15 protein-coding genes are annotated in these 12,237 nt (G+C 69.8%); 7 read left to right on the forward strand and 8 right to left on the reverse strand.

The features are described 5' to 3' along the window. The first annotated feature begins 447 nt into the window (after positions 1-447). From ACZ6SA_RS14685 to ACZ6SA_RS14705, 5 genes are all read left to right on the forward strand, one after another. On the forward strand, positions 448-1,407 hold the full coding sequence (locus tag ACZ6SA_RS14685) for an AraC-like ligand-binding domain-containing protein (protein ID WP_347642579.1): 960 nt from the start codon (positions 448-450) through the stop codon (positions 1,405-1,407). Between the two features lie 107 nt (positions 1,408-1,514). Next, positions 1,515-1,901, forward strand: coding sequence for a VOC family protein (locus tag ACZ6SA_RS14690; protein ID WP_465828283.1), 387 nt, complete (start codon positions 1,515-1,517; stop codon positions 1,899-1,901). Next, on the forward strand, positions 1,877-2,689 hold the full coding sequence (locus tag ACZ6SA_RS14695) for an alpha/beta fold hydrolase (RefSeq protein WP_347642577.1): 813 nt from the start codon (positions 1,877-1,879) through the stop codon (positions 2,687-2,689). Before ACZ6SA_RS14690 ends, ACZ6SA_RS14695 begins: the two co-directional genes overlap by 25 nt. A gap of 141 nt (positions 2,690-2,830) precedes the next feature. Beyond that, the gene (locus ACZ6SA_RS14700) at positions 2,831-3,511 is read left to right on the forward strand and encodes a DUF4191 domain-containing protein (RefSeq protein ID WP_132595668.1); all 681 of its coding nucleotides are present in this window, start codon (positions 2,831-2,833) and stop codon (positions 3,509-3,511) included. Further along, positions 3,511-4,275 carry a class I SAM-dependent methyltransferase gene (locus ACZ6SA_RS14705; RefSeq protein ID WP_465828285.1) on the forward strand — a complete coding sequence of 255 codons (765 nt, stop codon included), beginning with the start codon at positions 3,511-3,513 and terminating at the stop codon, positions 4,273-4,275. Before ACZ6SA_RS14700 ends, ACZ6SA_RS14705 begins: the two co-directional genes overlap by 1 nt. On the opposite strand, the gene ACZ6SA_RS14710 is transcribed toward ACZ6SA_RS14705, so the two are convergent. From ACZ6SA_RS14710 to ACZ6SA_RS14720, 3 genes are read right to left on the reverse strand one after another with little or no spacing between them, the layout of a single operon-like run. Continuing rightward, positions 4,256-5,194, reverse strand: a complete 939-nt coding sequence (locus tag ACZ6SA_RS14710; protein WP_465828287.1) for a hypothetical protein — start codon at positions 5,192-5,194, stop codon at positions 4,256-4,258. The two genes, ACZ6SA_RS14705 and ACZ6SA_RS14710, sit on opposite strands and share 20 nt — an antisense overlap. Then, positions 5,172-5,828 (reverse strand): TetR/AcrR family transcriptional regulator, encoded by a 657-nt coding sequence (locus ACZ6SA_RS14715; protein ID WP_465828289.1) that lies wholly within the window; start codon positions 5,826-5,828, stop codon positions 5,172-5,174. Before ACZ6SA_RS14715 ends, ACZ6SA_RS14710 begins: the two co-directional genes overlap by 23 nt. Before the next feature lie 39 nt (positions 5,829-5,867). Continuing rightward, positions 5,868-6,329: an RDD family protein gene (locus ACZ6SA_RS14720; protein ID WP_347642573.1), complete on the reverse strand. Its 462-nt coding sequence runs from the start codon at positions 6,327-6,329 to the stop codon at positions 5,868-5,870. A gap of 185 nt (positions 6,330-6,514) precedes the next feature. Here ACZ6SA_RS14720 and glnA point away from each other — a divergent pair, with 185 nt between their 5' ends. Further along, entirely contained in the window at positions 6,515-7,939 is a 1,425-nt protein-coding gene (gene glnA / locus ACZ6SA_RS14725) for a type I glutamate--ammonia ligase (RefSeq protein WP_132512635.1), read from the forward strand. Positions 7,940-8,212: 273 nt separating this feature from the next. Here glnA and ACZ6SA_RS14730 read toward each other — a convergent pair whose 3' ends face one another. Next, positions 8,213-8,686 carry a rhodanese-like domain-containing protein gene (locus ACZ6SA_RS14730; RefSeq protein WP_465828291.1) on the reverse strand — a complete coding sequence of 158 codons (474 nt, stop codon included), beginning with the start codon at positions 8,684-8,686 and terminating at the stop codon, positions 8,213-8,215. Positions 8,687-8,779: 93 nt separating this feature from the next. Between ACZ6SA_RS14730 and ACZ6SA_RS14735 the strand changes: the two genes are divergently transcribed. Next, entirely contained in the window at positions 8,780-9,268 is a 489-nt protein-coding gene (locus ACZ6SA_RS14735) for an Lrp/AsnC family transcriptional regulator (protein ID WP_347642571.1), read from the forward strand. A 138-nt stretch (positions 9,269-9,406) separates the two neighbouring features. Here ACZ6SA_RS14735 and ACZ6SA_RS14740 read toward each other — a convergent pair whose 3' ends face one another. The 4 genes from ACZ6SA_RS14740 to ACZ6SA_RS14755 all read right to left on the reverse strand — a co-directional run bounded on the left by ACZ6SA_RS14740 (position 9,407) and on the right by ACZ6SA_RS14755 (position 12,231). Then, positions 9,407-9,880, reverse strand: a complete 474-nt coding sequence (locus ACZ6SA_RS14740; RefSeq protein WP_465828294.1) for a hypothetical protein — start codon at positions 9,878-9,880, stop codon at positions 9,407-9,409. A 302-nt stretch (positions 9,881-10,182) separates the two neighbouring features. Next, a complete protein-coding gene (locus ACZ6SA_RS14745) occupies positions 10,183-10,875 on the reverse strand; it encodes a B3/B4 domain-containing protein (RefSeq protein ID WP_347642569.1) in 693 nt (230 codons plus the stop codon). A 253-nt stretch (positions 10,876-11,128) separates the two neighbouring features. Further along, on the reverse strand, positions 11,129-11,473 hold the full coding sequence (locus ACZ6SA_RS14750; RefSeq protein WP_465828296.1) for a GNAT family N-acetyltransferase: 345 nt from the start codon (positions 11,471-11,473) through the stop codon (positions 11,129-11,131). A gap of 5 nt (positions 11,474-11,478) precedes the next feature. Continuing rightward, on the reverse strand, positions 11,479-12,231 hold the full coding sequence (locus ACZ6SA_RS14755; protein WP_465828624.1) for an amino acid ABC transporter ATP-binding protein: 753 nt from the start codon (positions 12,229-12,231) through the stop codon (positions 11,479-11,481). Between the last annotated feature and the right edge of the window lie 6 nt (positions 12,232-12,237).

Below are 12,237 nucleotides of genomic sequence, written 5' to 3' on the forward strand. Positions count from 1 at the left end.
GGGGAGAAGACAAGAAAAGAACGCCGCAGAGACACACAAGGCCGGGGAGGCCGACGCCACCCCCCCCGCCCCCCCCCCCCCCCCCCCCCCCCACGTCTGTGCCGCTCTGCAGTTCCCGCTCTGCCGTGCCCGCTCTGCCGTGCCCGCTCTGCCGTGCCCGCTCTGCCGTGCCCGCTCTGCCGTGTTCGTCGGCGTTAGCATGACCTGGGCTGCCCGACGGGAGGATGACGGGCGTGACTCCTCCGCTCCCCGAAGGAGCGGCTTGTCGCCCCGCTTGCGCCGGAGACGACGGCCAAGCCCTGACCGATGCCCGAAAGCACAAGCTCAGTCCTATCCGGAGGTGGCGACAATGTCCGAGGATCTGCCACTGCACGCTCGCGCCTTGGCGGCCCTCCCGCTCCCGATGCCCCCATCGCCCGAAGGCGACGGTCCCTTCAGGCGGCTCTGATGGCCGTGCTGATCAGGACCAGCGACTTACCCGCCAAGAGCCGCCACGAGGCCTGGCGGGCTCTCGTGTGTGACACGCTCGGCCCGCTCGACCTGCGCATCGACCCCGACGCCCCGCTGCGGGGCGAGATGGAGCTCGGCCAGCTCGGCTCCGTGGGGGTCGGCAGGGTTCGCACCTCGACCCCGCACAGCGTTCACCGCACCCCCGGCCTGATCCGCCGCGACAACCCCGACGTCTACCGGGTCGTGCTGGCCGTGTCAGGCAGCCCGCGGATCTCCCAGGACGGCCGGGCCACCCAGCTCCGCCGCGACGAGTTCGCCATCTACGACTTCACCCGCCCGTACGAGCTGGCCTATGACGGGGCGGTGCAGCTCGCGGTGTTCAGCCTGCCGCACGACCTGCTCGCCCTGCCTCCGGGCGCCATGTCCGAGCTGACGGCGCTGCCCATCACGGCGGAGACGGGCGCCGCCGCGCTCGCCGCCCCGCTGCTGCGCAGGGTGGCGTTCGACCTCGAGAGCTACCAGCCGGCCAGCGCCGCCAGGCTGGCGACCGTGGTGCTCGACCTGATCGGCACGGCCGTCGCCGAGCGGATGGAGCAGGCCCAGGCCCTGGCACCCGACACGCGCAGGCGCACGCTGCTGCTGCGCGTCCGCGCCTTCATCGAGGAGCGCCTCGGCCAGGTCGACCTCGACCCGGCCACCGTCGCCGCCGCCCACCACATCTCCGTGCGCTATCTGCACCGGTTGTTCGAGCAGGAGCACACGACGGTGGCCGCCTACATCCGCCAGCGCCGGCTGGAGCGCTGCCGCGCCGACCTGGCCGACGCCGCGATGCGCGACCTGTCCGTGAGCAGCGTCGGAGCCAGGTGGGGCTTGCCCGACTCGGCGCACTTCAGCAGGTTGTTCCGGCGCGCGTACGGGATGCCGCCCGCGGAGTACCGCCGCGCCGGCCTGCTCTGAGCACAGTGCGCTGATCGTCAAGTCGCCTGGCATGCAGATCCAAGACCCGGGAGCCACCGGTCGGCAGACTCGAGGGTGTTCCTCTCCGACGATGAAAGGTCTCGGACATGCAGCTTTTCGTGAACCTCCCGGTCAAGGACCTGGAGCGGTCGAAGGAGTTCTTCACCGGTCTCGGCTTCCAGCTGTTCGGCGCGTCCCCCGACATGGCGTCGGTGATCATCAGTGAGGAGACGCAGGTCATACTGCTCACCGAACCGGTGTTCGCCCAGTACATCACCAAGGACGTCGGCGACGCCGCCAAGGCCACCGAATCGATCCTGGTGCTCGGCGTGGAGAGCCCGGCGCAGGTGGACGAGCTGGTGGACAAGGCGCTGGCGCTCGGCGCCACGCCCGCGGGCGTGCAGCCGAACGACGGTTTCCGCTACCAGCGCGGCTTCGCCGACCTCGACGGCCACCACTGGGAGGCGTTGTGCCTGCTCCAGCCCGCCGGCTGAGCGGCGAGGCGACCTCGGCGGACGGCACCGCCATCGCCTTCGACCGGTACGGCTCGGGACCCGTCCTCGTCCTGGTCAACGGAGCCTTCACCGACAGGGGGCACGCCACGCTGGCGAGCGTGGCGGCCGCCCTGGCCCCGTGGTTCACGGTCGTCAACTACGACCGCAGGGGCCGCGGCGACAGCGGCGACACCGCGCCGTACGCCGTCGAGCGGGAAGTGGAGGATCTGGCCGCCGTCATCGGCTCGGCGGGCGGCACGGCCATGGTGTTCGGCGGCTCGTCGGGGGCCGCGCTGGCGATCGAGGCGGCGGCCGTGAACCCGGAGATCTCGAAACTGGCCCTGTGGGAGCCGCCGTACCATGTGGACGACAGCGCGCCCCCGCTGCCGGACGACTTCGCGGCGCAGCTCGACGCTCTGGTACGCGCGGGCAGGCGGGGCGAGGCGGTGGAGCGGTTCATGGTGGAGGCCGCCGAGGCGCCGCCCGAGGCCGTCGCCGCGATGCGCGCGCTGCCGTCCTGGGCGCCGATGGAGGCGGTCGCGCACACCCTCGCCTACGAGGCGGCCGTGATGGGGCCGGGCAACCGGCTGCCCGCCGGTCTGGCGGCACTCACCCAGCCGACGCTCGTGCTCAACGGCGAGGCCAGTCCCGCGTGGATGGCTCGGGCGGGGCAGGAGGTGGCGGCGGCGGTACCGGGGGCGGTGCACCGCGTGCTGGAGGGGCAGGCGCACAACGTGGCGCCGGAGGCCCTGGTGCCCGAGCTGCTGGAGTTCTTCGTCGCCGCGTGAGGACGCGCGCCCGGCGTGCGGCGGGCGTGCGGTGGGCGTGCGGTGGGCGTGCGGTCGGCGTAGGTCACGATCCAGCTTGGAAGGGACAACGGCCGGGCCGCGTTTTCCATCCCGCACCAGTTGGTTTGTATCCTTCTGAGCATGGCGAAGTCCGAGGACCCAGAGAAGCCGGGGCGCATCAAGCAGCTCCGCATGATCGCGAAGATCATCAAGCAGGCCAATCCCAAGGGGATGCCGATCGTCTTCCTCTCGGCGGTGGGCACGCTGGCCGTGGTCGTCGTGATCGGTCTGGTCACGGACTACCTGTGGTATTCGGTGTTCATCGGCGTGCTGGCCGCGTTCACCGTCGGCCTGGTGGTGTTCGGGCAGCTGGCGCAGAAGGCCCAATACTCGATCCTGCACGGCCAGACGGGCGCCGCGGCGGCGGTGCTGCAGGGCATGCGGGGCAACTGGCAGGTCACCCCGGCCATCGCGGTCAACCGCGACCAGGACCTGATCCATCTCGTGGTCGGCTATCCGGGCGTCGTGCTCGTGTCCGAAGGGCCGGGCAACCGGGTGGCGAAGATGCTGGCGGCCGAGAAGAAGCGGGTCGCGCGGGTGGTGCTGGGCGTCGAGATCTACGACATCCAGTGTGGTGACGGCGAAGGGCAGGTGCCGATCAGCAAGCTGCAGCGCCACATCATGAAGCTGCCGCGCAACCTGAAGAAGCCCTCGGTCAACGAGGTCAAGGACCGCCTGCGGTCGTTGCCGAAGAACATGCCGATGCCCAAGGGGCCGATGCCCAAGGGCGCCCGCATGCCGCGCGGCCCGAAGATGCGCTAGTGCCGTCGGTCTCGTCGCGGGCCAATCGCGGCTGGTGGGACGGCAACGCCGACGACTACCAGGTCGAGCACGGCAGCTTCCTGCGTGACAGCGGGTTCGTGTGGTGTCCGGAAGGCGTGGACGAGGCCGCCGCGCACCTCCTCGGGGAGGTGCGCGGCCGGCGCGTGCTCGAGATCGGCTGCGGTGCGGCGCAGTGCGCCAGGTGGCTGGTGTCGCAGGGGGCCGAGGTCGCCGCGTTCGACATCTCCCACCGCCAGCTGCTCCACGCGAGGCGCATCGACCTCGACACCGGCCTGCACGTTCCCGTGCTGCAGGCCGACGCCGAGTCGCTGCCGTTGGCCGGGGCGTCCTTCGACCTGGCCTGCTCGGCGTACGGAGCGCTGCCGTTCGTGGCCGATCCTCTCGCCGTGTTCCGCGAGGTGCGCAGGGTGCTCAGGCCGGGTGGCCGGTTCGTGTTCTCGGTGAGCCATCCCGTCAGGTGGGCGTTCCCCGACGATCCGGGGCCGCGCGGCCTGACGTCCGACCGGCCCTATTTCGACCGGTCCCCCTACGTGGAGCACGACGAGCACGGCACCGTGACGTACGTCGAGCACCACCGCACGATGGGCGACTGGGTGAATCTGCTGGTGATGTCGGGGTTGACCGTCACCGGGCTGCTGGAGCCCGAATGGCCCGAGGGGCACGAGCGGGTGTGGGGTGGCTGGAGCCCGCTGCGCGGCCGTCACCTCCCGGGCACGGCCATCTTCAGCTGCTCGCGTTCCTAGCGGCCATGGCGTGGAAGACCTCCCTGGGCTCCCACCTCTTCTCGTCGAGCATCCTGACCACGCCGTAGGAGCCGAGGTCGTCCTCGCCGGTCCTGTTGTAGGCGGCGAAGGTGAACCACAGGGCGGTGTCGACGCCTTCCTGCTCGAAGATGTCCATCAGTTCGGTGTAGTAGCGGATCTGCTCCCCCTCGTCGGGCACCGCGCCTTCCGGCACCACCCACGCCGAGCCGCCGCGCTCGCCCGCCCCCCTGTAGGGACAGGTGCCGAACTCGGTGACCGCGACCGGCCTGCCCTGCTTGAAATGTGCGCGCAGCTCGCCGGTGAAGTCGTGCGCGTTGTACGCAGCGCGGTAGGCGTCCACGCCCGCCACGTCGAACGGCGTCCAGTCGACCGGCTCCCACGGCCCGGCGGCGTAGCTCAGCCGGCCGCCGAACAGCGGCCGGACGTGCTCGGCCACCGTCGCCAGGTAGGTGTTGAAGCGCGGCATGACCTGCATGAGCGTCGTCCACCACGTCACGTCGCCGGCCATCATCGTGTCGAGCCGGTCGCGGTAGGTCGCGCCCTCCATGAAGCCGTGGCCGAAGGCGGTGATCTCGCAGCCGGTGACCAGCACCACGTCGCCGCCCGCCCGGCGCAGGGCCTCGGCTCGCCCGGCCGACTCGGCGAAGAGCGCCAGCATCTCGTCCTCCGTCAGGTCCACGGGGAAGGGGGCGAACCAGACCTCCAGGCCGGCCGCCACCGCGTGTTCGGCGGCGGCGGCGATGCGCCCGGGGTCGCGGCCGGAGATGCGGACGGAGTCGCAGCGCAGGTCGCGGGCGATGGCGCGCATGTCGCGCTCGACGTCTTCGAGGTCGAACGACTTGCGGCTCAGGTCGTCACCCGGGAGGAACCCGGTGTCATAGTTGATGCCCTTTTTCATGTTTCTCCTCGTCCGTGTGCGTCAGCCCGTGCTCCAGGAGGTCGAAGGCCACCTCGACGTCTGCGGCCAGCCGCCTGGCCGCCTCCTCCAGCGGCGCGCCCGCGGCGAGCCGCTGGAAGAAGACCTCCTGGAGGGTGGTGATGGCGGCGGTGATCTGCGCGGCCATCAGGTGCGCCGTCAGATCCGGCTCTCCGTCGCCGGCGAGGGCCGCGGCCAGTTCGTGGCGCTGGCCCATCTGGACTCCGTGCACCGCGGCCAGCAGGGCGGGGCTGGACGAGATCACGCGGATCCTGGTGATCAGCGTCTGGACGTCCAGGTCTTTCGCGACCGGCACGGCCGTCGCCCGGTAGTGCGCGCGCAGGGCCCCGATCGGCGAGCACCCCTGGGGGCGGCCGGTCACGACGGCGGCCATGTCGTCCTGCACGCCGTCGGTGACCAGGCACTCCTTGGTGGGGAAATAGCTGTACAGCGTCACCTTGGCGACGCCGGCCGCCTCGGCGATCTCGTTGACGGTCACCTGGTCGTAACCGCGCTCGTCGAACAGCCGCAGCGCCACCTGGGAGATGCGCCGGCGCGTCTGCTCCTTCTTCCGCTCCCTGAGCCCCGCCATCATCATGCGGACAGCGTAAACCATACCGGGTTCATTTTCGAACCCGGTATGGTTTTTTCTCACTTACATGCGGACGACCATCGTGTTGGACACGCGGTCGTGCACCCCGCGGTGGTCGCGGTCCCAGATCAGGGCCGGCAGGGCCAGGGCGAGCAGCACGGTGCGCACCACCACGGGCAGCAGCCGCGGATTCCCGCCGTCCATCGCGGCGACCCTGATGCCCGCCAGGCGGTGCCCGAACGTCTGCCCCATGAGCCCGACCAGGATCAGATATTGCACGGCGAAGGCGAGCACCGGCGCCCACGGCGACTCCGCCGGGTTCATCCGGAACAACAACTGCACGACGACCCACGTGCAGATCATCCAGTCGATGACGAGCGCGGCGATCCTGCGACCCCAGCCGGCGATCGACCCGCTGCCCTCCTCGGGCAGCCCGAGGCGCTCCCCCGGATATCCCAGATCGACCCCGGCGGAGCGGAGCCCGCCCAGCCACGTCTGCGTCCACCGAGGTTCCTTGCCGCTCATGAAGTCAACGGTAGCCGCCCGATGAGGCGGTCCGCTTCGTGACCCGGCCGCATCGGCCGGCTGGGAACGTGAGGCGTCGCAGCTCACGTGACCCCGCGTAACACGTGCGAAACAGTCGGGACACCGGACGGAAACGGCCGAGTTCTAGCGTCGGCATGATGGCCAGTCCCCAGGGAGGTTCGAGAGTGTTCAACTCCGCCGACGACGTCCTGAAGTTCATCAGTGACGAAGGGGTGCAGTTCGTCGATGTCAGGTTCACCGACCTGCCGGGGACGACTCACCACTTCACCTTCCCGGTAGAGAACTTCAGTGCGAGCGTCTTCACCGACGGGCTCATGTTCGACGGATCGTCGATCCGTGGATTCCAGGCGATCCACGAGTCCGACATGCTGCTGCTGCCCGACCCGGCCAGCGCCGTGGTCGACCCGTTCCGCCAGCACAAGACGCTCAATATCAACTTCTTCGTGCACGACCCGCTGACCGGCGAGGCCTACAGCCGTGACCCGCGCAACGTCGCGCGCAAGGCCGAGGAATATCTCAAGGGCACCGGCATCGCCGACACGGTCTATTTCGGGCCCGAGGCCGAGTTCTACATCTTCGACGACGTGCGCTTCGAGACGCGCCAGAACGCCGGCTACTACTACATCGACTCCATCGAGGGCGCCTGGAACACCGGCAAGGCGACCGAGGGCGGCAACCTCGGTTACAAGCCGCGTTACAAGGGCGGCTATTTCCCGGTGCCGCCGATGGACCACTTCACCGACCTGCGCTCGGAGATGGTGCGCAACCTCATCGAGTGCGGCATCGACGTCGAGATGCAGCACCACGAGGTCGGCACGGCCGGTCAGGCGGAGATCGACTTCAAGTTCGGGACGCTGCTCAAGACCGCTGACAACCTGATGCTGTACAAGTACATCATCAAGAGCACGGCGCTCGAATACGGCCACACGGTCACGTTCATGCCCAAGCCGATCTTCGGCGACAACGGCTCCGGCATGCACTGCCACCAGTCGCTGTGGAAGGACGGCTCGCCGCTCTTCTACGACGAGGTCGGCTACGCGGGCCTGTCCGACACCGCCCGCTACTACATCGGCGGCCTGCTCAAGCACGCGCCGTCGCTGCTGGCCTTCACCAACCCGACGGTCAACTCCTACCACCGTCTGGTGCCCGGCTACGAGGCCCCGGTCAACCTGGTCTACTCCCAGCGCAACCGTTCGGCCTGCGTCCGGATCCCGATCACGGGCTCCAACCCGAAGGCCAAGCGCATCGAGTTCCGGGTGCCCGACCCGTCGTGCAACCCCTACTTCGCGTTCTCGGCGATGCTGATGGCCGGCGTCGACGGCATCCGCAACAAGATCGAGCCGCCGGAGCCGGTCGACAAGGACCTCTACGAGCTGCCGCCGGAGGAGGCCCGCCAGGTGCCGCAGGTGCCGGGCTCGCTCACCGACGTGCTCAACGCGCTGGAGGACGACCACGACTACCTTCTCGAGGGCGGCGTGTTCACGCCCGACCTGATCGAGACGTGGGTGGCGTACAAGCGCGAGAACGAGGTCGACCCGATCCGGCTGCGCCCGCACCCGCACGAGTTCGAGCTCTACTACGACGTGTGACGGTGCGGTTCCCCGGCCCCGGCGACCTGTCTCATGACGGTCGCCGAGCTGGAGAAACCGTTCTCGTCCTTGCTCGTTGTTCCCGGTCCTCACCGTCCTCTGGCGGCACGGGACCGGAGCGGAACGGCCCGGCATCGCCTCGTGATGCCGGGCCGTTCCGGCACGTGAACGGCCCCCCGAACCGTCCAGGCTCGTCCGGTGGAGCGTCTGTTTCGGCACCCGGACGCCCGATGCGGCGGGACGAGCGTCACGAGCGGTTCCCGGTCGGCGCCGTCAGCAGGCGCAGGTGGCGGAGCCTGCCGGGGCGGTCAGCGGATCGGGTGCGCGGCGCTCGGCGCCGGTCGTGGTGCCGACGGGAAAACCCTCGCGGATCCAGTACTCGATGCCGCCGATCATCTCCTTGACGCGGTAGCCGAGCATGGCGAGGGCGAGTGCCGCGCGGGTGGCCCCGTCACAGCCCGGCCCCCAGCAGTAGGTGATCACTGGAACCGCGGGGTCGAGCAGGCCGGCCGCGCGGGCCGGGATGTGGCCGGTGGGCAGGTGTACGGCGCCCGGCACGTGGCCCTGCCTCCAGCCGTCGGCGGACCGCGAGTCGACCAGGACGAACCCTGGGTCTCCTGACTCGAGCGAGGCATGAACGTCGGAGACGTCGGCCTGGTAGGTGAGGCGTGCGGTGAAGAAGGCGGTGGCGTCCGCCGGAGCCGCGGGCGGCACCCGGAGGGCCGGACTGGTGAACGGGGTGGTCATGGCCACGACGATATGAGCCCCGCTCTCGCGCTGGAAGCGACGATCAACGGCACTTGCACCCTTTTACCGGGGCTTTCATGGTAAATATCGATTGTGGCCGGTGTTTCCCTTGACGAGACGGATATGCGCATCCTCGAAGCGCTGCAACGCGACGGGCGCGCGAGCTACGCCGAACTGGCCCGGATCGTGTCCATGTCGGCCAGCGCCGTCACCGAACGGGTCCGCCGGCTGGAGGAGACCGGCGTGATCAGCGGTTATTCCGCCGTCGTGGATCCCGAACGGCTCGGGCTCGGCATCCTGGCCTTCGTCCGGCTGCGCTATCCGACCGGCAACTACCGGCCGTTCCACGACCTGATCGCCACCACACCCGAGATCATGGAGGCCCACCATGTGACCGGCGAGGACTGCTTCGTCCTGAAGGTCGTCGCCGGTTCCATGCAGCACCTCGAACACGTCACCGGCCGGATCTCCGGGCTGGGCTCCGTCACGACCAGCGTCGTCTACTCCAGTCCGCTCCAGGACCGCGCCGTCACCACGACCGCCACCACCTGGCGCGCCGCGGGTTCCCGCCGCCCGCGGTGACCGGCCGCCCGGGGACGAAACGGGCGCGAGAAAGGCCATCGGCTGCTTCGCCGATGGCCTTTCACGCGCGCCCTCGATGCGGGCCTCAGCTCCTGGAACGGGACGCCGGCCCGGCCATGGTGTCAGCCGCTCTCGCGGTCACCACTCGGTCAGATCACCATCCGTCGGCCACCACTCGTCGCGGTCGTTGTTGGAGCCGTCCTGCTCGGGGCCGCGGTGGTCGAAGTCACCGTGCTCGAAGTCGTGGTCCTTGAAGTCGTGGTCCTTGAAGTTGTGATCCTTGAAGTCGTGGTCCTTGAAGTCGTGGTCCTTGAAGTCGTGGTCCTTGAAGTCGTGGTCCTTGAAGTCCTTCTTCTTCTTGACGACCTTGACCTTGACCTCGTCCTGGTGGTGATGGTGGCGGCGGTGCTTGTTCTTGTTGCGGTTGAGGTTGTGGACGATGATGTCGATCCTCGGCGGGTGCCAGTGCGGGTTGCGCAGGATCGGCTTCTCCCTCACGACGCGCCTCGGCTTCGAGACGTGCCGGACCGGCGCGGACGGCGGGCCACCGGCCTCGACGGCGACGTAGCCCGCGCTCGCGCTGGCCACCCCCTGGCCCAGCGGAAGGAACATGCCACCGGCGACGGCGCCGGCCAGAGCTAGTACCGCGAACCGCCCATGGCGCGGCGTCCGCGATTGCCGACTTCTAGTATTCACGAGCTCGTTTCCCATTCATGGATAGATCAGCCGAAACCAGGCACCCACCTCGGGTGCTCAGACGCAAGCAGACGTACCCATGCACATATTCTCAGCTACCTCTATAAACCCAAACGTCCCGTCAAAACCTAAACGTCCAATAATGATCTGGACAGAACTTACGGGTTCCGGGACATATCTCCAGGAGTCGTCGCACCGGCGGTGTCCCGTACGGAATCTCAGAACGTGAAGCGAGGCGCCGAGGCGGTCAGGAGGACGGGTTCCGGAGTCGCCCGCCAGAGGCCGCGCACCTCACCGGCCAGTCCGGCGGTGAGCGCCTCGATGTCCGCGCGTGCCGTACCGTGCAGGGCCTCCGCGACGATCAGGACGTCGGTCGTGGTGTCGCGCACGGCCGACCGGCCGCTCTGGCGGTTGGTCCAGCGGCGGGCGTGGGCCATCGCGTCGGCGTCGGCGAAGACGACCTCCCCGGCCGGCGGGCGCTCCGTCTCGCCGGAGAAGGTCACGTACGTCTCATCACCCGCCGCGTACCGGACCTCGACGTAGGAGGAGATCCGGGAGACGTCGAAGACGGCCACCGGGACCGCGTACGCGAGGGACACCGCGTTGCACAGGTCGATCAGCGGGTGCAACCGCGGCAGCGCGCCCTCCTTCCTGAAGCGGCGCAGCAGCGACTCCGAGGCGCAGCGGTACTGCGTCGGCTTCAGGCCCATCGCCGAGAACGCCCGCCGCCACGCCCTGATCTCCGGCAACTCGCCCTCGGAGGCGGTGGCCAGGCGCCTGGCGGCGAGCTCGCCGTAGTGCGCGAGCCGGTCGTCCACGCGGACGTCCTTGGTGACGCCGGCCACGGACATCACCCCCGGGACGAGCTCGGGAAAGTCGCGCCAGATGTCGGTCGAATGCTGGAAGTGCACGGTCACCTCGTCGTCTCGGCCAGGGAGGACGGGCCGATCACAATACCCGCACCCCGGTGCGGGAACGCGGAAGGCGCGACACGGACACGCCGGACGCGCGCGCGGCCGAGGCCGTCCCGCCGCTCACCAGCACCACGCGCGAGGACCGCTCGTCAGCGCCGCTCTCCAGCGCCGCTCTCCAGGACCGCTCATCAAGGCCGCCCTGCCGGCCGGCTGGGCCCCGGCGTGCGGGACCGCACGCCGGGGATCGTCTTCACCGGGTGTCGCGCCTGAGCCGGTAGAGGACGTGGCGGCGCAACGGGCTGTTCCCGGGGACCCTCGGGTGGTCGACGTCCTCGGCCGGGTCGCGGGTCATACCCGGGCGCTCCATCACGGCACGCGAGCGCGCGTTGCGCACGGCCGTCATGGAGATGATGACGTCGAGCCCCGCCTCGGCGAACGCGTACGCGGCGGCCCGCCTGGCCGCCTCGGTGGCGTAGCCGCGCCCCCACGCCGGGCGGGCCTGCCGCCGGCCGATCTCCACGGCGGGCAGGAAGGGAGCGTCGACGTCTGCGGGGCCAGCCCGGCGAAGCCGATGAAGGGCCCGCTCGGTCTCCACCCGGGTCAGAGTACCCGGCTCAGGAACGCCTTCGTCCGCGGGCTGGCCGGGCGGTCGATCACGTCCGCGGGGGCGCCCGACTCGACCACGACGCCGTCGTCCATGAACACCACCCGGTCGGCCACCTCCCGCGCGAACCCGACCTCGTGGGTCACCACGATCATGGTCAGGCCGTCCTCCGCCAGGCCCTTCATCACCGCGAGCACCTCGCCGACGAGCTCGGGGTCGAGGGCGCTGGTGGGCTCGTCGAACAACATCAGCTTGGGGCGCATGGCCAGCGCGCGGGCGATGGCGACGCGCTGCTGCTGCCCGCCGGACAGCTGGCGGGGGTAGGCGCCCGCCTTCTCCTCCAGCCCGACCCGGCGCAGCAGCGCGTGCGCGCGTTCCCTGGCCTGGTCGCGGGGTTCGCCGCGGACGCCGACGGGGGCCTCGATGACGTTCTGCACCACGGTGAAGTGCGGGAAGAGGTTGAACTGCTGGAAGACCATGCCGATCTCCCTGCGCTGGCGGGTGACCTCCCGCTTGCGCAGGTGCCGCACCCGGCCTCCGGACGCCTCGAACCCGATCAGCTCCCCGTCGACGTGGATGGATCCGCCGTCGATGGTCTCCAGGTGGTTGACGCAGCGCAGGAACGTCGACTTGCCCGATCCGGACGGCCCGAGGACGACCACCACCTCGCCCTGCGTCACCTCCAGGTCGATGCCCTTGAGCACCTCCAGGTGACCGAAGTGTTTGCGCACGCGGCGGGCGCTGACCATGGGTAC

The organism is Nonomuraea sp. NPDC049378 (assembly GCF_055586745.1).